Here is a 22177-nt window from a genome sequence, read left to right as displayed (position 1 = left end):
TTAAACCTATAGATCCAAATACCATATAATGACTTTTTTACCAAAAAGAGTATAATATACTATTATATAGGGGGATTTATAAAATGGGCATAAGCAAAATTACAAATGACGAAATATTTAATTTTGTTTCTAAGAAAGGCTGCTTTTGTTCTTGTAAAAAAGGTCAGATAATCAATATGGACACGGAAAAACAATCCTACATCTATGCAGTCATAGATGGCTTTATGTTTGTTAAACAGTCAGCCTTGAACGGAAAGGAATTGATCATTAAAATCATAAAACCCGGTAATTTCTTTTTACTAGATATATCCGATTACGAATATATCAATTATCAATACTATGCATTGGCTAAAACAGATTGCCAGTTAGTGAAACTTAGGGAAAGCGTTTTCACTAATGCATTAGATAAAAATACGAACTTAAAAGCCAATTGGCTGACATATGTTTACAACCAAGTGAATAAAAAGAATCTAATCATAAGAGATTTACTTTATTCGGAAAAAAAGGAGCACTATATTCAACATTAATTCGCTTAGTAAACATGTATAGTCGTCAAGTAGATATGGGTTATAAAATTTTGATAAAACTTTCTCACGAAGAATTAAGTCAAATTTGTGGGACAACACGTGAGTTTATTTCTCGAAGTATAAACCAGTTAAAAAAAGAGAATGTTATTTCATATGATAAAGCAGATCAATATATTATAGTCAAAAATATAGCCTTTCTAAGAAAATTTATTCATTGCGAACATTGTCCTCTCCATTTTTGTGAACTTACATAAAAGCTGCTTCAACGAGAAGCAGGCTTAAATCGCCATTTTGATCCATCGCTTTTTAGAAAAGCTAAGAATGATTACATTGATGATAATGATGGAGATTAAATAGAAAATAATAGATAAAACATCACTACTGTCAAGTATCATATATCCGATTGCAGCACTCTATCTATTCGTGAGTACATGGTGTTACCCGCTTCAAAAGGAGCTATAAAGCCAAATACTTTCGTGCTTACAGCTACTAAAATAACAGAAGTGATCCAATAAATGATACTTACACCTATACTAATCAATATACTCGGACATAACATACTAATCGTCCCAATAATTAAAATATATTGTAATATAACCGCAGAAAATAAAAATAATAGTAATGTAAAATGAGAAAAATTATGATAAATCAATGATATAATCAATATACCAAGTGCTATAAATGCAAAACATTCTATAAATAAAACAGCTATCTTTTTATAAAAGAAGGAGTAGATGTTTTCCCCTATTAATTTGTAAAAGAGAATGTTTTTGTTTGAATATTCTCTATTAATAAAGAAAGCTACAACAAATGAAAATAACATGAACCCAAACTCTGTAGCAACGGTATAGGAGCTAAAGAAAAACATATCGTATGTCACATCGCTGACCTTATCTATTCCAACCGGCAAAAAATACCCAAGTAAAAATAATAATAAGAACATAGCTCCCACTATAATTAAAACTTTGTTGCTAACGCTTTTTTTAACTCAAATTTCATCATATGCCTCCATTATTACATTTACTCATTTATATACACTTCAATTAATTTTTCCACTAAATCATATTTTTGAATCCCTAGGTTATGAAATAAATAATAATCCCCTGCGACAGCCTTTAGATCAGACAAGTTGTGGGTAATGTTTATGATTATCTTCTCTGAATTTTCATGAATATATTCGTTTAGAAAGCGATGTATTTCTATAACCGTTTTCTTGTCTAATGCATTTGTTATTTCATCTAAAACAATGATATTTTTGTCTGCGAGTAAGAAGCTAAGCAATTTTAATTTTTGTTTTTGCCCATTGCTTAAATTTTTGATCAGAACTTTACCGTCAATATTCTCAAGATTAAGTAAAGGGGTAATCGTATCTATCATTTTTGAACCGAATTTTCTACTTAAAAAGGATAATAAAAAATCTTTAGAAACATCATTAGGTATATTCGACGAACTGGATATTAAAGAAACGTTTTGACTGATATCGTTACTGATTCGCTTACTATTATTTAATAGAAAGTCTTTGGCAAGTTGTGATTTCCCAACCCCATTTTTTCCGATGATATGACTGATTTTTCCTTTTGAAAAATGCAAGTCCGTGTCCTGAAGTAACGTTTTACCTTTCACTTTTAAAGTATATTTGGCTATGTTCATATGCATACTCCTTCTAATAAATAATACCTTGAAAATGAAACCTCTGATTTAAAATCGAGTCACTAATCTTATCGTTCCTGAGCCACCTATTACCTTACCAATTCAAAACTATAGGAAATGAACGTATCAAGTAATAATTTTGGACATTTTGCTTACTTTAAATAAACCTATTAGAAAAACAGAACCCTTTACTAGAATAGAAATAGGTACAAACACGACCGGTGCTAATCTACGTTATAATTTTCTTTCTATTTTGCAAAATAGATTAACTTATGTATATTTTCCTGATTCATACTACTTTTTAATGCTCCAACTGATATCATTGGGAAGTTTTTAATCTTAACTCCTAAGATTGATTCACCTAATTCCTCCAAAATATGATTTGACATTTTATCTTTCGTAACTGCCATATTAAGAGATCGAGATCTGGGCACTTTCTACTATGTACAAATATTCTTTTTATACTGGACATTTTAACAAAGGATGAATGGTATTCATCTTATAATTCATGCTACCACATCTAATGAGTTCTAATCACTAAAGTACTTTTCAACCTTTTTCCTGCTACAACCCCCAAATCCATTTGAAATCAACGTTATTTGTTTTTTATACGGTTTAATGATTTCCATTAGTTCTTTTAAAAAATAATAATCTAAAAGATTTCTCCACCCGTAAAAGAAATAACTTGGATGGTCTTATTTCTGCAAATTCAATTACTTAATCCCTTATATAATCTTTTTCCATTTTTACTGTAGAAGTTAGTGAGCTAGAAAAACGGCAATGGTTACAGGATGTTTTACACTTTGAATCTAACTATGAATATTCGCCCAAAAAATGATAAAGGAGGGATAAACTCTCCTTTATGTTCTTGATTAATGACCACTTCTAAGTATCATCCGATTTGCTTTTGATTTTCAAAAAATACAAGGATATTAACTTTAGATTCATCTACTAAACTCTTAAATTCTAAGTTTTTGTACCCTCACTATTTGTGTTTTCCTTAGCCGTATTTTTCCTCATTTTTCTCCATACATTACAAATATTATGTCATAGGATATGTTTTTTCCGTGACTTTAGTCACGAAATATAATATTCTTGTAAAATTTTCTATTAAAAATGGTACAAAGATTTATTATTCTCCAAAATTTTCTCCTTTATGTGTTCATAAAAAAATTGATAAATTCCCTAACAATTCTTCAAATTGGATTCGTTGTCTTTTCCTGTTTGCTAGCATGCAGCTAGACGAATAGCAGTTTAAGCATGGAGTTAAATTAGTCATAATTATGGTACAGCATTAGCTGCTTGAGTTGTACACTAACTTTTTTATACTATGGGAAAATATAAAATTTTTAGGGTTTATAGTATAAGAAAAACTACGCTTTTGCTAAAGAATTGGCGACAAGCCAAGTTTTACTAATTTAAATACCTCCTTATATGCTGACTTTACGTTTAAGCGAGCGGTATGAAGATAATAATAATAAAAAAGGAGGATTCGATGAGATGAAAAGATAAGGAATCGTTTATTAATCATTAAATTAAATCGGAAGTTATTTTTGCGGAACTGGAACAAGAATTGATTAGAATCATTTGTAATTAAATGATTGATCAATTGTATATGGTAGATGTAAATAATTTCTTATTCTCATATATAGTTGCATTGTTTGTTTTTACTTCTCTATTTGATGGTAAGCACCTCCCATTAAAATAGCTAAGAGCTTTTTCTTACTCAAAGACGAATAAATAGCTATTACAGTCTCAAATCTAACTTCAAGATTAAAAGCTGGAAATACAATCGAATCCTACGTTTGTTTTTTAAAATATGAGGCTTGAATAACTATATTATCTACTTTCCCCTTACTTATTTTTCTCATCTACAGTGACGTTCAAAAGGGAGGGATTCGACTACGTAAAATTCCAAATGGTCATTTCTTGTGCTCATCTAGATTCAACGGCATCTATACGCACCTTAAGCATGGTCTCTTCGAATTTTACAATCCCTTCTTTAGACACTCAGTTATCGTTTACTAATTATCGATATCTATCATTTCAAATGACAAATGTGACTGGTTTTGTTATCCTTAGATTACTAGCTTATGCTAGTTTCAATTGAATAGCTGTTTTAGTGCGTGTTTAAAAAGGAGGATAAGTAGGATCAAGGTTAGCTCATTTGGCAACATCCTTGTTGCACGCTGACACTAGCACATCCTATCTAGCCGAAGTTCGAGGCGATGTAGTTTGGATAGTGGAGCTTGTACAGGAAGTACACTTCTACGTTATCGACGTGATCGCTTTTAGTAGAAGATCTTTTATTAGATACATGATTACTAGTATGCTTCCTCGAGTGTCACTCCTGCGCAGGAAAAGTGTTTTCTTTTCCAAGGAGCACAGTTAATAAAGAAAACTTGGCTAGCGATAAAGAGAGCGTAGACGATAGCCTAGTTGCACGTAACTTAGAACTTAAAAATTTTTGACTACGTTGAATGAACTTCAACGCTAAAATGTTATACGTTCTAATGTGCGAAGAAATTGAATGCGTTCTTATTACCGAACTTTTTGAACATGCTTTTAGAACTACTAGGGGGGCCCTATAGGGGCTGAGAAGAAGCAACTAGCTTCTGACTCTTATCGACCTGATCTGGTTAGCACCAGCGGAGGGAAGTAGTAGACATACGTCTTTCTATTTTCATAAATCCAAAGTCAGGTCCTTGCTAGACCTGGCTTTTTTGTCTTCAGGAAGTATTTTTACTACAGGATTGATTTTGAGGTTTTTTAGCAGGTATAAGATTAGCCAAGCTATTACCTACAACTATTTTTTAGGTTAGCTTTCATTTAATTTACCCTCCAAATCATCCACCTTTCCTCTAACCCAAATCTATGACGGAAGGGAGGCTACTATGAAAAAGATCTACCTACTAACATTAATGGCTGTTTTTGTAGCAATTGGCACACTGGGAGCGCAGTTTTTCTGGTTTCCAGCTGGAATTGCAAAAGCATATCCTGTTCAGCATGCCGTTAATGTAATGGCAGCAATTACATTAGGCCCAGGACCTGCTGTAGTAATAGCTTTTATGATTGGGTTATTACGTAATATGCTTGGACTGGGAACGATTCTTGCATTTCCCGGTGCTGTGATTGGCGCTTGGTTAGCAGGAATGCTGTATCACTGGTTTGGGAAGAAAATATGGGCTATAGTCGGTGAAAGCTTTGGTACAGGAATAATCGGCGCTTTGACCGCAGTACCACTTGCCAACCTGTTTATGGATAGTAGTGCCGGCGCGCTATTCTTTATACCGTCGTTTTTAGTAAGTAGTGTCACCGGTGCCTTTATTGGCTGGCTTGTTCTTTTACGCGTCAAACCAGAGAACATGATTCGATTACAAGGAAACTACTAGGGGCGCAATCGTTGCTGAGATAAGGTCGTATCCTTTGTCCCTTTGAACCTGATCTGGGTAATTCCAGCGAAGGAAAGTAGTGAAGATGAGTTTTTCTCTATTCCATCACCCCTTTAGTAGCTTCCAAATTAATTAAGGGGGCTATATATAATCATGTTTACAAATAAGTTACGCGAAGAAAATGATGATATCTTTCAAATGATCTTTCACCATCCATTTGTTCAAGGCATTGGCATTGGTGAAATTTCTCATCAATCACTTGCTCATTATGTTAAAGGTGACTTTGAATACTTGAATGCATTTATGAGAATCTATGGGATTGCTATAGCTAAATCAAAAAGACGTGAGGATATCAGCTATTTTTTTAATCGTATTTACTTCATATTAAATGATGAAGCACATCCTCACCATAACTTTTGTAATTATCTTGGTTTGAAATATGTAGATTTGCAAGGCTATTCCCTTCCACCTACTGCTGATCATTATGTAAAACATATGTTGTACCATGCTCAGTTAGGGACTTCTGGTGAATTACTCGGTGTGCTGCTTCCTTGTCCATGGACCTATTTTGAAATAGGACAAGAGCTTATGAAGCAGTATAAGCCTACGAGTAATCATCCATTTTATGAGTGGATTACGTTTTACGCAAGCCCATCATCTGAAACAATGACAGCTAACATGCGAAATCGACTGGATCAACTGGCTGAAAAAGCCTCTAATGAGGAACTAAATAAAATTAGCGAGGCATTTCGCAAAAGCTGCCAATTAGAATTCAAGTTTTGGGAAATGGCTTATAGATGTGAAGAATGGCCAGGTAAATAAGGGAACCTATGCAGGAATTCTCACTTTTTGCTACAATTCGAAGCTGAAGTGTCGTTATGGAGACCTCGTTGTTACGTGTGAGTTTTGCATACTTGAGGTAAATTAATTACTTTCCTAAATAAAGAAAGGCGGGATTCCAATGAAACAACCCCCATGTGCGTTAACAATAGCAGGAACTGATCCGAGTGGTGGAGCAGGAATACAAGCAGATTTGAAAACATTCCAGGAATTAGCTGTATATGGAATGTCCGTGATTACATCTATAGTAGCGCAAAACACTACTGGTGTCCAAAATGTTCATCATATACCAATTGAAATGCTAAAAGATCAATTGGAGTCTGTTTTTTCAGATATGCCTGTTCACAGTGTCAAAACAGGAATGATTGCCAATGAGTCAATGATGAAAATTATTGCTGAACAACTGCCTAAAACAAATGCCAGTTATGTAATGGATCCTGTAATGGTAGCTACAAGTGGCGATGCTTTAATTGCAGAAGAAGCGCGTGACTTTTTAAAGGAACAGCTTTTACCTTTAGCTAAGGTAGTTACTCCAAATATCCCTGAAGCTGAATTTATTACAGGTCAGAAAATACATGACATTGATGATTTAAAAGAAGCTGCCAGAGAAATCGTTGAAAAACATGGAGCCCAAGCTGCACTTGTTAAAGGCGGACATATGCAAGGAGATGCTATCGACTATTTATATGATGGAAATACTATTCATACATTCCATTCAGAACGGATTCATACCAAAAATACCCATGGCACAGGATGCACATACTCAGCCGCCATTACTGCCTATTTAAGTAAAGGACTGCCGCTTTATGAAGCCGTTAAACAAGCCAAACAGTTTGTAACAGCAGCTATTAAGTATTCATTCCCGCTTGGTGCTGGAAATGGTCCGACCAATCATTGGGGAATTCGCAAGGAAAGGGTTGAACAATGAGAGAATCTGTTATTCAGCACGTCAGAGTAAATAATCCTCTGATACACAATATTACAAACGAAGTCGTTATGAACTTCACCGCAAATGGTTTATTAGCTTTTGGCGGTTCACCAATTATGGCAAAAGCAAAAGAAGAAGCCGAGCAAATGGCGTCTATTTCAGATGGTGTGCTCATTAATATTGGAACGACTACGTTACAGGAACTGCCAGCCATGAAGCTCGCAGGAAGAGCAGCAAATAAAACTGGAATACCTGTGGTACTTGATCCTGTAGGTGTCGGTGCAACATCCTTTCGAAAGGATGTTGTAAAGGAGTTATTAAAGGAGATCCAATTTACAGCCATTAAAGGAAATGCCGGCGAAATGGCTCAACTTGTTGATATTCCATGGAAAGTAAAAGGTGTTGAATCTGTAGGCGCTGGTAATGCGGAAGAAATTGCTGTAAAAGTAGCAGAAACTTACAGAACTACTGCCGTCGTTACTGGAGAAATCGATTTTATTGGCAAGGATGGAAATGTGCTAAAAAATACATCAGGTCATCCATGGTTAGAAAAAATCACTGGTGCTGGTTGCTTATTAGGTTCTATCTTAACAGCCTGTTTAACAGCGGAGGAGGCTGCGGAAGAAAAGGCTTATGCTGCGGTTCAATTTTATGGTTTAGCAGCAGAGTATGCAGTAAAACAAAATCATATATCTGGTCCGGGAAGTTTCCTTCCAGCATTTATTGATGCACTATCATTAGATTTAGAACAATTAGGGATGAACTAATTTTTACGTTTCATTTATGTCTTTTTTAAAAAACTATGTCGATCTTCATTAAGAATCCTATCTGTAATAAAGTGAAACTTCATTCAGTAGGAGTTTTCTTCCATCTCCTACTGAATGTTAGTACCTCAGGGGGTATGACCTAAAGGCCCTTGAACGAATCGGGCATTTAGGTGCCGTTTTCTCCTACTTAGACCTTTTGTATCAACTAAAGGCTCTTGAAGTGGAAGTCTTACGGCACCTTACATGCGGGATAAAAGTTAAATTTTATCAGAAAAGGAGGTTATCTATGTCACCATTAGATTTGCGTAAATCATTAAGAAAATACTTTATTATGGGCAGTCAAAACTGTGATCGTGACCCCAAACAAATCCTTAAAGAAGCTATTGCTGCTGGTATTACCGCTTTTCAATATCGTGAAAAAGGCACCGGCTCTTTAACAGGCTTTCAAAAATATATCTTAGGCAAGCAACTGCGCGATATTTGTCGTTACTATCATGTTCCCTTTTTTGTGAATGATGAGGTCGAACTGGCTCAAGTGTTGGAAGCTGACGGCATTCATGTTGGTCAAGATGATTTGTCTCCAACCGATCTGCGAAGGAAATTTCCAAATAAATGGATTGGACTTTCCATATCAAATAATCAAGAATTATCAGCAAGTCCAATAGACTGTGTAGACTACCTAGGCGTTGGTCCAATTTTTGCAACAACGACAAAAGAAGACGCTAAACCCCCAGTTGGCACAACTTGGATCAGTGAGGTAAAGCAACGTTATCCAAATATGCCCATCGTTGGGATCGGTGGAATCTCTACTCAAAATGCGAACTCTGTAATTGAGGCTGGAGCAGATGGAGTCGCAGTTATCTCCGCAATTACCAGGGCAAACGATATTCAAGAAGCAGTAGTCCAACTTTAATTAGATTAGCACCAAAGCAGGGCAGAAAACATCTATTCTTGCCCTGCACTATGTTTTGCTGCATAAATCGCCATTGCTTCCTGCATAAACTTAGCTAAGCCATCACCAAATTTGTCAATGTTCTTCGTAAACCGTTCATCCTCTACATACATTTTTCCCAATCCTTTAAAAGCTGTTAACGAATATGTCCCTATGCGGTTAAGTAAATCAAACCACATCCCAATCCACTGTTGCGCTTCTTCGGAGGCAGGATCTTGATGACGGATCGTTGATAAATTACAATAAATCTCTATCATCGAATTTTCAAGGTCTTTTCGTTCGTACGATGACAGATTATTTATTTTTTTGTTCGCTTCTTCCACTTCATTCCCCCATCGTTCACGGGCTTCTTGTTCATAAGGATTACTGCGAAAATCAAACCCTTTAAAACGCTCTTGATTACTCATCGCTATCTCTCCTTTCGAATGTTTAATCGTTTTTTCAATCGTCTCAAGCATTGTGTTAATTTGCTTTTGTTTGGCAAGCAGCATTTTTTGTTGAACTTTCAATGCTTCTATTTGATTATAGGAAGGACTATCCATTATCTCTTTAATCTTCTTTAACGAGAAACCAAGTTCTTTAAAAAACAATATTTGCTGCAGCCGTTCCAACTCTTTATCTGTATATATGCGATAACCCGTTTCCGTCTTATGCCCAGGTTTTAACAATCCAATAGCATCATAATGATGAAGTGTGCGCACGCTAATCCCAACTAAAGCAGCTACCTCTTTCACTTTCATGTTAAGTACCTCCCTACCTGTTCCATCATAAACGATAACGTTACGTTATAGTCAAGATTAAATTTATTTTTTTACATTCTGCTAAGTGTAACTTATTCTCTAAAAAACCCTACACAGAATGACGATAGCTGTACCCACGCTCATTGCCTTCTATTGCAGGACACCAAAGCGCAAGCGTTCGTTTAGTGACATGCAAACGTCAGAAATGATGAAGGGGTAAATTGATACTTCATTCAAAGTGGGCTTTTGTCCTTGCAAAAATCACGATGTATCGCTGTCGTAGTTGTCCTGCCAAACCAAACGAATCGGGAATTTATGAAGCTATTTCTCGCACATCTTACGTAAAAAGCGGATTTTTCTAATGAGGGAAATACGACTCCTTACATTCAGGATAAAGGAAACATCCCCCTGCAAAAAGGGTATGCCGAGCCTGAGCGGCAATCCCGCTTTTAGTCGGCTTTCCTTTAGATTCAAGCCAATGTTGACTTATTCTTAGAAAAAGAGCGAAATTTTCTACAGCTTGAACGCATGAACTGGACGTCGCTACAAAATTTATCCACTATGCAGAAAGCAGATATACATTTAGTGATACACTAAAAAGCTAGACAATAACGCTGATTGTCTAGCTACATGTTAAGGGAAATTCAAGAATTCATCTCGAATAATTTTATTATCCTTTGTAAATAGGTAAATTTTCCAGTGATTCTCAACACATCTTCTCACATAGCGGAGGCAAATAATTCTTTAAAAAAGCAATGATAGTGAACAGTTAGAGATAACGAAAATCAAAAAACTATTTACTAACACAAACGACCGGTTTAACCTATTTTCTTACAGCAATATATATTTCAATATTTCCATTTGGGTCATACTTTTCATAATCATACGTGTACGCTCGTTTTAAAGAACCTGACTCCTCTAATTCCCAAATCTTACTCCAAGCTTTCATGATACCTAGCTCATCGGTTGTGTCTACATCAAATATTTTATATTTTACATCTGGTATTTCCATAATCATTCGATTATCAACATTTGAATCTCTGTCATTAATGGCAACACCTAGAGAATAGTCTCCTTTATAATTGCTCTCATAATCATAATAAACACCATACACATTACCTTTATGATGTTTCAGTTTACTAGAAGCTTCTTTCCACATATGTTCCATTTTTTTGATTAATTGATTATCATTAAAATTATTGGTTCTAATACTCTGGAGTAAGTTTAACTTCATTTTTTCATCTCCCTCTCTTTTTAGAAACCGTAATTCACAATCTGGAACATGTCGCTACTGCTTAGTTGGACTTATACACGTTGGACATTAACGTTTTGCTGTATCAGCTTAAATGTTAGCGTCAGCATAATTTCCTAACGTATAAATAATGCGAAACAGGTCTGCCGTCTCCTTTGTCCCCCGCTGTTTTTAACAAACTACTATTTGCTTTCAGAAAATTAGCTGCTATTATCTTATCCTATAAGAATGTGTTCTAAAGAAAGATAATAGAACTGGTTGGCTAATGATCGCAACGTCCTAGATAACGCAGTGTACCACTTCGACGTTTGCCTTATCCCTGAAAAAATCGAAATGTATTCCTGTCGTAGCTTTCCTTGTCCCTTAAAAGAAGGACACTTTTTCTGCATACGATGCATCAGACTTCCTTGCCATGTCGATCCGGACAATCGGTCATTTAGATGCCGTTATCTCATTACTTTTTTTGGATTTCAAGCACTCAAGTGATAGAGATTACGGCACTTACATGCGGGATTATAAATTCCACTGTTCTGTCTTGACTTCAGTGCAGAACTTTTGCCTATTCTAACATACATTGAAGTTCACTTTGTCATTTTACGATATTTTACACTATAGGAAAGTATAAAACTTTAGGCTTTATAGTATAAGAAAAACTATAGCTTTCGCTAAGACTTGGCGACAAGCCAAGTTGTTCTAAACATCCTTCAAAGCGTTGCCTCGTCGAGCTATATTATAGTTGTTGTTTCACTTCTTGAGGCTGCTCCCTCGGCACTGCCCGGTATACTAAAAATGCTAAAATTACTGCAATGACGGAAATTGCAAATGCTATAAAATAAACTAATTCTACTCCCAAAATCATCGCCTCGTTCACCGCCTGAGGATCATTTGGCGTAGGTGATTGACTAAGATAATGGCTTTGTCTTGCATTTAAAATACTAATGAAAACAGACACACCTATCGAACCTGCTACCGGCTGCAATGTTGACATGACAGAAGTACCATGTGGATATAGCCTTTTTGGCAACTGATTTAAACCATTTGTTTCTGCTGGCATCATAATTGCAGAAACAGTCAGCATTAATATGATGTATCCGACAATGATCATCCAGGCCTCGGTATTTGCATTTAGTCTGCTCATCATATACATCGTACTACTTAAAATTAGCGTTGCTGGAATCATCATTACTCTTGGACCAAATTTATCAAATAAATGCCCCATTAACGGAGACATTAATCCATTTATAATGCTGCCAGGTAATAATAGCATCCCCGCTTTAGCCGCTGAGTAGGCTAAAGCCCCTTGCATAAAAATTGGCAAAATAATTTCGGACGCAAACATTGTCATGATAATAATTAAAAACATCAGCATACCATGTGTGAACATTGGATATTTAAAAACCCGAAGATCCAAAACAGGTTCTTCTAATTTGAATTGTCTAATAGAGAAAATAGAAATACCGATTACTCCTACAATAATGAAACTATATACATCCGCACTAAGAAACCCTTTTTCTCCTGCTGAGCTAAACCCGTAAACAAGTGAACCAAAACCGATTGTTGAAAAAACAAGAGAAAGGATGTCTACTTTTGGTTTAGTCACCTCAGAAACATTCACTAAATATTTATAGGCGAATATAATAGAGAAGACAGCAAATGGAATTACTGTAATAAATAAGAAACGCCAACCTAAATATTCAACAATAATCCCAGACAGGGTTGGCCCAATAGCTGGGGCAAACATAATAACTAGACCAACAAGTCCCATCACTTTTCCTCTTCTATGCGGTGGGAACACGAGAAGAAACACATTAAAAATTACAGGCATTAACAGACCTGTCCCTGCCGCCTGAATAAGTCTACCTACAAGCAGCACTGGAAAAGTTGGAGCTATTGCAGCAATTGTCGTACCCATCGTAAAAACGATCATGGTACCTAAAAATAACTGCCTCGTTGTGAACCACTGTAATAGGACAGCAGAGGCTGGAATAACAATCCCCATTACTAAAAGAAACCCCGTCGCCATCCATTGAACAGTGGTCAATGATATATGGAATTCTTTCATCAGTGTCGTTAAAGCAATATTTAACAATGTTTCATTAAGAATAGCAAAAAATGCCCCGATAATTAACGACAGCATAATAGGCATTACTTTAAATTCCGGATTTTCCGCTAAATATTCATAATTAGAGTTATTTTTACTCATAAATGTAAGTCCTTTCCTTCTTGTTAGTTTTTTACAAAATGCTGACAACCCAAAGCCCTATTTCATATAGAAGACCGTTACAATCAACAAAAAAAAGAGAGTGATCTTCTCTCCATCTTTCTTACTGTGAAAATGAAAATTAAATTTTAAAATAACACTGCCAGACAAGCTTAGCGCTTTATGAGTAAGATAATACTAACATGACAGTTTCTCATTAGCAAGCAGCAAATTTTTAATTTTTTTTAATACATATGGGATGCGCCCATTATTGCTCAAAATAATAACATCATAGACTACTGTCCCATATAGTAAAGAAGAAGACAATTCTTTATAGGAGGAAAATTAATGTATCCATATGAGTATAATTATCATTTCGATCCAACGATAAGTGAGCAAAGCGTTTTTCCATCCCGTCAAATTCCTGGTCTACCACCTGGATTTCCCGGCATCCCAGGTGAACAAATTCCTTGGTTTCCTAACATACCTAGTGGCGGCGGTATGAACCAGCCTCCAAGTGGACCACCACCTTCCTTTATACCAGCTCAGCCAACGGCGCAAACTCTGGCAGTTGATCCCGGTGCAATTCGCTTCTGCTTATTTCGATTTACGTATATTTGGTTGAGAAGGGATGCTTTCTGGTTCTTCCCAACGTTTGTTGGAAGAAATTCCATTGCTGGTTTTCGCTGGACTGGTTTTCGCTGGGTGTTCTTTGGAATTGATCTAAATAGAATTGTGTCATTTCAGTGCTTCTAATTAAACAAGAGCTACCGAAAATAAAAAACAGGGGCTATAATGAAAGTCCCCTGTTTTACATATTAATAAGCTATTCTTACTCGACAACGATATATGTAGCTTGCACCGGTCCATGCACGCCTACAATTAAATTCATCTCAATATCCGCACTATTACTTGGACCTGATACAAAGCTTACACAAGACGGTACAAGCTTTCCACTTTCAGTAGTTTCATGTAACTGCTTAGCAGCTTGTGTCATTCGTGGAACGATGGTATCTTTAGGAATAATCGCAATAAAACTTTTAGGCAATAAACTAATAGAACGACCTCTATGTTTATCGTTAAGTAATGTAACTGTAGCAGATTCTGCTAATGTTATATCACTAAACGAAATACCTATATCTGCTCGTTCAGCAATTTTTTGATTCTCATCTTTCAACTTATAATCCCAAACATGCACATCTATATGTTGATTTAAAGTTTGGTATACTTTATCTAAACCATAGACTTTATTACGTTTATCACTTGCAGCGATAACTGTTTTCCCATCATATCTGTAAATAGTTTCTTCCAATACGTTAGATAACTGCGCTTGGTTAACATGGATAAAATCCGTATGAATCAGCTTGCATTGCTTCTTTAATACCTGAATCAGCTCATCCTGCGAATAATTACGATAGACATCATCCTGTGGACGAACACTCCAGTTTGGACGTTCAACTCCGGACATTCGCCGCGGCCGGCCCAAATGTGCCGCAATATTACTTAAAAAATTATCACGATTATGAATTGCCATTACTGATCACCTTCCTTATCCCGTTTTGACCACCAAGCACGAAAGGATTGTTTTGCTGGAGCAGGAAAATCCCTCACATCTGTCCAACCTTTTAAAGGACCTGGTCCATTATCAATAAATTCATCTTTTGTCCAAGGCTTCAATGCCGAACGCGCTACCTTCGTACTTAACTTATATGCTGCTGGACTAGAGGCCCATTTAGCAAATCCTTTCATCATTAGTTTTTCTGTCACAGGGGATTTTTTTTCCCTTTCTACAATGATTTGCCGATGACGAATCAGTTGTTCATGGAGCGGAATTTTCACAGGACATGCCTCTGTACAAGCTGCACAAAGCGATGAAGCATATGGCAATTCCTTATGATCTTCATAGCCATCTAACAATGGAGTCAAAACCGCACCAATCGGCCCAGGATAAATCGAGTTATAAGCATGCCCACCCACATGACGATAAACTGGACATACATTGATACATGCTGCACAGCGGATGCAATGAAGAGCAGACTGAAATTCAGTTCCTAAAATTTTGGAACGACCGTTATCCACGATGACTAGATGATATTCTTCTGGCCCATCAATCTCTCCTTCTAATCTAGTACCTGTATATGCAGTAACATAGCTTGTTAGTTTTTGACCGACAGCTGCACGTGTCAGCAAGCTTACTAGGACTTCCATTTCCTCCCATGTCGGTACAATTCGCTCCATACCCATAACTGTAATTTGTGTATCTGGAAGCGTAGTAACCATCCGGGCATTTCCTTCATTCGTTACTAATGTGATGGCTCCAGATTCTGCTACTGCAAAATTACAGCCAGTAATTCCAACATCAGCAGCTAGAAAATCCCTCCGCAGCTGCTTGCGGGCAAAAGCAGCTAATTCTTCTGGCGAGCTCGACTTATCATAGCCGCGTTTTGCAGCAAACGTCTCACGAATTTGTTCCTTATTTTTATGCAATGCCGGAGTGACGATATGTGATGGCGGGTCTTCATCCAACTGTAGAATCCACTCTCCTAAGTCTGATTCTACGACTTCTGCCCCAATTTCTTCTAATTGTTGATTTAAACCAATTTCTTCCGTCACCATTGATTTTGATTTGACAACTTTTTTTGCCTGTTTCTTTTTAATAACAGATGCAATATATTCATTCGCTTCTTCAGCAGTAGCAGCGAAAAATACGTTTCCTCCTCGTGCAGATACTTGTTCGCTAAGCTGCTGTAAGTAATAATCAAGGTTTTCCAATGTGTGTGCTCGTATTTCAGAGCCTAATTGGCGCCAGTCTTCCCAATTTCCAAGTTCCTCTGCTTGCGTAAGCCGTCCCTTTCGAAATCGCCCTTGTGCTGAAGAAACAGCTTGCCTCATAAAATCATTGTTAATCCCCTGATCAATTCGCTCTTTATACGAAATATCTCCAAGCTTTATACTCATGCTTTATCCCCACTTTGTTCATGTGTATTTAAAATCTCGGTGATGTGAATAACTTTTACATTTTTTCCTTCTCTGCGCATTCTGCCGCCAATATTCATTAAACAGCCCATATCTGCACCAACTAAGTAGTCTGCATTTGTTTCTAACACATGACGTGATTTTTCTTTGACCATTTCCTGAGAAATTTCCGAGTTTTTGACGGAAAACGTCCCCCCAAAACCACAGCAGTCTTCCTTAACAGGCAGTTCAATTAACTCGACACCTTTAACATTCTTCAGTAATATTTGCGGTGCATCCTTTACTCCAAGAATTCTAGTCATATGGCAAGACGGATGATAGGTTACTCTTCCTTTAAACGTCGAGCCAACATCGATTACACCCAGAACCTCAACTAAAAATTGGGTAATTTCATAGCTTTTATTTGCTAATTCAACTGCCATTTGTTCCCATTCAGGGTCACCTTTAAAAATGGCTGGGTACTCTTTTAACATACCTACACAAGAACCCGATGGACCTACGACATATTCAGAATCCTGGAACGCCATCATTATTTGTTTCATCGCTTGTTTTGCTTCCTGTAAATAACCACTGTTATACGCTGGCTGTCCGCAACAAGTTTGCGCTGTCGGAAAATCAACTTCACATCCCAAACGTTCAAGTATTTCTACCGTGTTTTTCCCTACATTTGCAAAAATCATATCGCTCACACATGTAATAAATAATGAAACTTTCATCAACTTCACCCCAAAATTATGCTTTATAGTGTATGTGCAAAATGGAAGTTAAAAAAGGTTCAGAAAAGGGGACACTTTTAAACAAGCAGGACGACTGTAGTTATAGTACTTACAAGCTTTCAAGAATAAAAGAATGATACTGTATTTCCCTGACTACTAATAACGTCCAAAATTAATGTGATGTTAAGTTTTTAAACACCAGTTTTTCTACTTTTTCTAAATGGTCGTACATAGCAGCCCTTGCTTTATCCGACTGTCTGCTTTTGATTGCTGCAAAAATACGCTTATGCTCTTCCAGTAGAAGATCTGCCCGAAACTCGGTATACAATAGAATCTGCCTTGCTTCCCGAATGGTCTCAGACATAAGCTCTGCTACACTTCCCATTAAATTAATTAACAGGTCAATATGTGTAGCTTGGGCAATCGCTAAATGAAATTCTGTATCTGCACGTTCTGCAAGTTTCTCATTTCCTTTTGCATGCTCCATTACTACTAATGCTCTTTCCATCTCCAATAAATCATTCTCCTGATAATGCTTTGCTGCCAGTCCTGCAGTCCCAACCTCTAATATTTTCCGAACCTGATAAAGCTCTTTAACGTCGTTTTGTTTCATTAGAAATGCCGTACTTACTGGAAGCGTAAATCTCTTTGGATCAAACTCTTTAATATAAGTCCCTTCCCCTTGACGCATTTCTACTAATCCCATTGAACGTAACCCACTAAGTGCCTCTCGTACAGCCGATCTGCCTACATCAAAATTTTGTGCTAATTGTTCAACCGAATCCAATTTATCTCCTGGCCTTAACTGCCCGGCTTTTATCATTTCTATTAGCGAATCTGCCACTTGTTCATAGATTTTTTTTGGTTTTATCCGTTTGTATTCCATACTTTCCACCCCTCACCATTTGAAACCATTTTACTTGATAGGATTGCATTTGGAAAGTTGAAGGATGGAACAGCGAACGGGTGAATATCCTTCTTATCTATTCTTATTCTCGTTTTATGCCTTTATTTCATGTTGAAATATATAGGAGCGGGTGAATACCTTAATGCTAACTTGCTATACAGCTTAAAATAATAGAAAACTAGCTAATCCAATTAATAAACCATAAAGAATAGCAGGTGGTAATGTTTTTCTAATAATATCTCCTTCTTTACCGGATAAACCAACAACTGCACTGGCAGCAACCACATTATGAACACAAATCATATTTCCGGCTCCTGCACCGACAATTTGTGAAGCAAGTACCGTTTTTACGTCTAAACCAACCTGCATGGCAACATTATATTGAATTGGTGCAAAGGTTAAGGTTGACACAGTCGCGCTTCCGGTAATAAACGCGCCTAATTGCCCAACAAAAGGAGCGACTAAAAACCAAATGGAACCAAGTGAACTGGCAAATGATTCCGCAATAAATTGCGGCATGCTTACCAATTCATTCACATTTACACCAGAATTTGTAAAAACATGAACCATAGCTAATGTAGAAATTAGCGAGATAGATGTCGTTTTCATTGTTGTTAATGATTGCTTTGCTGCATCACGAAAGACAGTAATGGATTTGCGATGCAGAAACACAGATATAATTGCTGCTAGAGCTAATATTGTTCCAGGAGAATAGAGAAACTCCCAATTGGATGTAACTCCATCCGCTCCTAAAATGTTCGTCCATGAAAGGTCAATCGCAGTTTTTGTAAAATCAGCTAAAGATGGGATAATTCGTGTCATTAACAGCAAAGCGACAACAATTATATAGGGCATCCATGCCGAAACTATTCCCATATCAGACTGATTTGAATTCGATTGAAATCCTTCTTTTAATGCCTCTTGCCATGACGTCTTTGGTAATAGCCAACCCTGTCTTGCAGTAAATGTTGCAACTACTAATGCAGTCAACGATGCCAAGATGGCAATAAATTCCTGACCGAATATAACAGCATACAACAGCGCAGAAGAAGTATATACAATTCCAATGAGAAGCGCCCACGGCAACATTGGCCAAGCATCTTTTAGTCCTTTTCCTTTCCCAAAAAACACGGTCATAATCACAATCAAAATAAAAGGAATAAAGGTACCTGCAAATAAGTCTAACATGGTGATCGTCACACCAATTTCTTTAAAAAAATTCAAATCGGTAACTGAAATATTACTTAAACCTACTGCTACAGGTGTACCTACAGCACCAAATGCAACTGCTGTACTATCAGCAATTAATGCTAGTGTTGCAGCAGCTAAAGGCTGAAATCCAAGCGCAATCATTAAAGGACCCGTTACCATTGCAGGTGTACCAAAACCCGCCGCCCCTTCAATTAAAGAGCCAAATAAGAAAGCGACAATAATTACTTGTACTCGCATATCTGTTGAGATATTCTGAAATCCTTGATTAATTCTGTCTACTGCGCCTGTCTTTCGCAATGTGTTTAATAAGACAAGCGCTCCGAATAAAATCCACAGAATCGTTAACGTTTTATGTATCCCCTGAAAGACTGAGGAAACAATGAGCTTTCCTTCCATTCCCCACACCGTGAGCGCAAGCCCAATAACAATTAAAGCACTCCATGTCATCCCTTTTGTCGCGGGATAACGTAAAACGACAAGAAAAATAAATGGTGCAATAATTGCACTCATTGCAACTAATAGATACATGGAACCCCTCTTTCTCTATGAAATAAAGCGTTTTCACCCATCTCCCCTGAAAATAAGGTCATCTGATGACCTTATTTTCAGTTTACTAATTTTTTAGATTTAATTCAAGATAATAAGATTTATTAAGTAGTTTTTTCTTTAATGAAGATTGATAGAAAAGGATTTATATTTATAAAGTCAACGTCCCCTACAAGATAAATAAAAGCGAGCACAATGAAAAAGGATATTCACAATGTACAAACAAATCTTTCCAATCAAAAAAAGATGAGCTCATTTTGTTAATGAACTCATCTTTGTAATATCATACATTATTAAGTTAAAGATCTAGCTAACACGTCTCCTAATAAATAAGTTTTACCTTATTTTAGATTTAAACGTTCTTGACCTAACTTAGTCGTTTTTGGCTTTCTTCTTCTTTCTCCTTGCCAGACTAAACCTTGCTTTACAGCCATTACTCTAGCAATTTGAGGTGCACACCATAATGTTGGCAACAGCAAAATGGAGACAGGGACTGCGGTAATAACAATGGAGTTTTGAATCGTAGTAATACTATCTTCCCCAATTGTTAAAATTGCGATCGAAGTTCCACCAAAAATGAAAGCCCAAAATACACGTAACCAACGCTTCGGATGATCATTTCCTGTAATCGTTGCTGCAACCGTGTACGACATCGTATCTGCTGTCGTAGCTACAAATATAATGGAGACAATTAAAAATCCAATTCCAAAAAATATACTTAATGGTAATTGATCTGTAATTGCCATGACAGCAGCAGGCATGCCCCCTTCATTAAGTGAAGAAGAGATCGATCCAGGGTTTTTGCTTTCAAAGAAAACTCCCGTTCCTCCAACGATGGAAAACCAAAAATTATTTACAATGGGTGCTACGATGGAAACAGCAACAATTAATTCACGAATCGTTCTTCCACGAGATATTCGGCTAATAAAAATGATAAGCATTGGTGCATAGCCGAGGAACCAACCCCAGAAAAATATGGTCCACGATGCAAGCCAGCTTTCATCTCCACGAAACATCGCCATCGTAAAGAAATTTTGCAAATGAATCCCAGTTCCTCCAACGAATGCATCCATAATAAATGCCGTCGGACCAATGATCAAAATAATTACAGCTAAAAATATCGCAAAGATTACATTATAGCGACTTAAAGTTACAATTCCTCTATCTACCCCCGTAGCTGCAGAAATTGCTGCAACAAGTACGAGGCCGACTATTACTACAATACTGATAGTTATAGTATCTGGTGTACCAAATAAATGGCTCATTCCATACGCTATTTGCAGCCCCAGAAACCCTAAAGGGCCGAGCGTACCTGCCACGGTAGCAAAGATGGAGAAAACATCAGCAGTTGTACCAATTACACTTTTATAATAAATTTTTTCTCCGAATAATGGATAAAGAAGTCCGCGAGGTTTTAGAGGTAATCCTTTGTTGTAATGAACATACATCATAACAATGACAGCCAGCGTTCCCAAGATCGCCCATGCTAAAAATCCCCAATGCATAAAGGATTGTGCAAAAGCAGCATGTATGTTTTGAAATTCACCTCCACCAAATAACGGTGGATTTGACATATAATGATACATCGGCTCTGAAGCAGCCCAAAATACACCTCCACTTGCCAAAAGTGTTACTAAAATCATAGCCACCCATTTAAAGTAACTATATTTTGGCTGGTCCTGATTGCCCAATTTTACCTTTCCATACTTTGAAAAAGCTAACACTAAACCAATAAAAAAATTACCTAGCAATAAAAGTTGCCAATATGCACCGAAGAGATCAGCTGAATACGTAAATAACGTATTTACTGCATTTCCTACTGCCGCTTTATTCCAGAGAGACAGTATAATAAATAGAATCAGTATGCCTCCACTAACAATAAATACTGGCCAATCCAACTTCGTGCCTTTTTTTAAGTCCACGTTTTTCCTCCTAATTTTTAGGAGCAAGTGTCTATAATATTTTATCTTTCTACTTGCCATTAAAGACCATTGGATGGATCTGATTATAGCGTGCTACTTTAAATAACCCAAATATTAGATGAAGATAAGCTCTCCCATAGCACAGGCCTTCGTCGTACCTATACTGATACCATAACCAATATGAAATAACCATGACAAAAACCCATCAGCTTGCCCATTTTTAAACGTATTTTTTGATTATAGGATGTTAGTATTTCTTTGTCAATTATCATATCAAGTTACCCGGATAATGTAATCCGTGTTCAAAAATGGCAGGAGCGGATAAAGTCGCAACATCTGACCAAAAGCTAAACATGCTCGGTTAGCGACGTACAAACAGCAGAATTCCTGACGGGATAAAGTGAAACTTCATTTCTTGGAATGCTTTCCCCAAGAAATGTTCGTTGAACGAATCGGGCATTTAGGTGCCGTTTCTCCCACTTACACCTTGTTAAATCAACTCAAGCTCTTGAAGCGGGAGGATTACGGCACCTTACATGCGGGATAAAGTGAAACTTCATTTCTTGGAATGCTTTCCCCAAGAAATGTTAATTGACTTATCGTAGGAAGGAGATCGAAGTTTGCTGGTTACTCGATCGCTTAAGCTAGAC

The 22177-nt window shown here is 36.8% G+C and carries 18 protein-coding genes, 1 pseudogene and 2 riboswitches; of the genes and pseudogenes, 8 read left to right on the top strand and 11 right to left on the bottom strand.

The window, feature by feature from the left end:
* Nucleotides 1-83 precede the first annotated feature (83 nt).
* Nucleotides 84-527: a Crp/Fnr family transcriptional regulator gene (locus tag BN1066_RS10275; RefSeq protein ID WP_077319350.1), complete on the top strand. Its 444-nt coding sequence runs from the start codon at nt 84-86 to the stop codon at nt 525-527.
* A gap of 14 nt (nt 528-541) precedes the next feature.
* Nucleotides 542-781 (top strand): helix-turn-helix domain-containing protein, encoded by a 240-nt coding sequence (locus BN1066_RS21245; protein ID WP_077319349.1) that lies wholly within the window; start codon nt 542-544, stop codon nt 779-781.
* A gap of 24 nt (nt 782-805) precedes the next feature.
* Here the strand turns inward: BN1066_RS21245 and BN1066_RS10265 are convergent.
* Nucleotides 806-1470: pseudogene (locus BN1066_RS10265) on the bottom strand (peptide ABC transporter permease).
* Between the two features lie 77 nt (nt 1471-1547).
* On the bottom strand, nt 1548-2177 hold the full coding sequence (locus BN1066_RS10260) for an ATP-binding cassette domain-containing protein (RefSeq protein WP_077319348.1): 630 nt from the start codon (nt 2175-2177) through the stop codon (nt 1548-1550).
* A gap of 2566 nt (nt 2178-4743) precedes the next feature.
* Nucleotides 4744-4851: riboswitch (TPP riboswitch) on the top strand.
* 220 nt (nt 4852-5071) lie between these two features.
* Here BN1066_RS10260 and thiW point away from each other — a divergent pair.
* From thiW to thiE, 5 genes are all read left to right on the top strand, one after another.
* Nucleotides 5072-5569, top strand: coding sequence for an energy coupling factor transporter S component ThiW (gene thiW, locus BN1066_RS10250; RefSeq protein ID WP_077319347.1), 498 nt, complete (start codon nt 5072-5074; stop codon nt 5567-5569).
* Nucleotides 5558-5661: riboswitch (TPP riboswitch) on the top strand. It overlaps the preceding gene by 12 nt.
* Nucleotides 5662-5719: 58 nt before the next feature.
* A complete protein-coding gene (gene tenA / locus BN1066_RS10245) occupies nt 5720-6391 on the top strand; it encodes a thiaminase II (protein ID WP_077319346.1) in 672 nt (223 codons plus the stop codon).
* Between the two features lie 139 nt (nt 6392-6530).
* Nucleotides 6531-7337, top strand: a complete 807-nt coding sequence (gene thiD / locus BN1066_RS10240) for a bifunctional hydroxymethylpyrimidine kinase/phosphomethylpyrimidine kinase (RefSeq protein ID WP_077319345.1) — start codon at nt 6531-6533, stop codon at nt 7335-7337.
* Nucleotides 7334-8104 carry a hydroxyethylthiazole kinase gene (gene thiM / locus BN1066_RS10235; RefSeq protein ID WP_077319344.1) on the top strand — a complete coding sequence of 257 codons (771 nt, stop codon included), beginning with the start codon at nt 7334-7336 and terminating at the stop codon, nt 8102-8104. The genes thiD and thiM overlap by 4 nt, the downstream gene beginning before the upstream one ends.
* Before the next feature lie 286 nt (nt 8105-8390).
* On the top strand, nt 8391-9017 hold the full coding sequence (gene thiE / locus BN1066_RS10230) for a thiamine phosphate synthase (RefSeq protein ID WP_077319343.1): 627 nt from the start codon (nt 8391-8393) through the stop codon (nt 9015-9017).
* 32 nt (nt 9018-9049) lie between these two features.
* On the opposite strand, the gene BN1066_RS10225 is transcribed toward thiE, so the two are convergent.
* From BN1066_RS10225 to BN1066_RS10215, 3 genes are all read right to left on the bottom strand, one after another.
* Complete coding sequence (locus BN1066_RS10225; protein WP_077319342.1) at nt 9050-9796, bottom strand: MerR family transcriptional regulator; 747 nt, start codon at nt 9794-9796, stop codon at nt 9050-9052.
* A gap of 823 nt (nt 9797-10619) precedes the next feature.
* A complete protein-coding gene (locus BN1066_RS10220; protein ID WP_077319341.1) occupies nt 10620-11030 on the bottom strand; it encodes an effector binding domain-containing protein in 411 nt (136 codons plus the stop codon).
* A 748-nt stretch (nt 11031-11778) separates the two neighbouring features.
* Nucleotides 11779-13251: an MDR family MFS transporter gene (locus BN1066_RS10215; protein WP_077319340.1), complete on the bottom strand. Its 1473-nt coding sequence runs from the start codon at nt 13249-13251 to the stop codon at nt 11779-11781.
* Nucleotides 13252-13596: 345 nt separating this feature from the next.
* On the opposite strand from BN1066_RS10215, the gene BN1066_RS10210 reads away from it, so the two are divergent.
* Nucleotides 13597-14004: a hypothetical protein gene (locus tag BN1066_RS10210; protein ID WP_077319339.1), complete on the top strand. Its 408-nt coding sequence runs from the start codon at nt 13597-13599 to the stop codon at nt 14002-14004.
* A 76-nt stretch (nt 14005-14080) separates the two neighbouring features.
* Here BN1066_RS10210 and BN1066_RS10205 read toward each other — a convergent pair whose 3' ends face one another.
* The 6 genes from BN1066_RS10205 to BN1066_RS10180 all read right to left on the bottom strand — a co-directional run bounded on the left by BN1066_RS10205 (nt 14081) and on the right by BN1066_RS10180 (nt 21527).
* Nucleotides 14081-14782 carry a LutC/YkgG family protein gene (locus BN1066_RS10205; RefSeq protein WP_077319338.1) on the bottom strand — a complete coding sequence of 234 codons (702 nt, stop codon included), beginning with the start codon at nt 14780-14782 and terminating at the stop codon, nt 14081-14083.
* Nucleotides 14782-16206 carry a LutB/LldF family L-lactate oxidation iron-sulfur protein gene (locus BN1066_RS10200; RefSeq protein ID WP_077319337.1) on the bottom strand — a complete coding sequence of 475 codons (1425 nt, stop codon included), beginning with the start codon at nt 16204-16206 and terminating at the stop codon, nt 14782-14784. Before BN1066_RS10200 ends, BN1066_RS10205 begins: the two co-directional genes overlap by 1 nt.
* Complete coding sequence (locus BN1066_RS10195; RefSeq protein WP_077319336.1) at nt 16203-16940, bottom strand: (Fe-S)-binding protein; 738 nt, start codon at nt 16938-16940, stop codon at nt 16203-16205. The genes BN1066_RS10200 and BN1066_RS10195 overlap by 4 nt, the downstream gene beginning before the upstream one ends.
* A 172-nt stretch (nt 16941-17112) precedes the next feature.
* Entirely contained in the window at nt 17113-17826 is a 714-nt protein-coding gene (locus tag BN1066_RS10190) for a FadR/GntR family transcriptional regulator (RefSeq protein WP_077319335.1), read from the bottom strand.
* A 183-nt stretch (nt 17827-18009) separates the two neighbouring features.
* Nucleotides 18010-19587 carry an L-lactate permease gene (locus BN1066_RS10185; protein ID WP_077319334.1) on the bottom strand — a complete coding sequence of 526 codons (1578 nt, stop codon included), beginning with the start codon at nt 19585-19587 and terminating at the stop codon, nt 18010-18012.
* A 359-nt stretch (nt 19588-19946) separates the two neighbouring features.
* Complete coding sequence (locus tag BN1066_RS10180) at nt 19947-21527, bottom strand: BCCT family transporter (protein WP_245799764.1); 1581 nt, start codon at nt 21525-21527, stop codon at nt 19947-19949.
* Nucleotides 21528-22177 lie beyond the last annotated feature (650 nt).

It is taken from the genome of Virgibacillus proomii, assembly GCF_900162615.1.
Lineage (GTDB): Bacteria > Bacillota > Bacilli > Bacillales > Amphibacillaceae > Virgibacillus > Virgibacillus proomii.
Note: the sequence above shows the minus strand (reverse complement) of the source record. Positions and strands in the feature narration are given on the sequence as shown.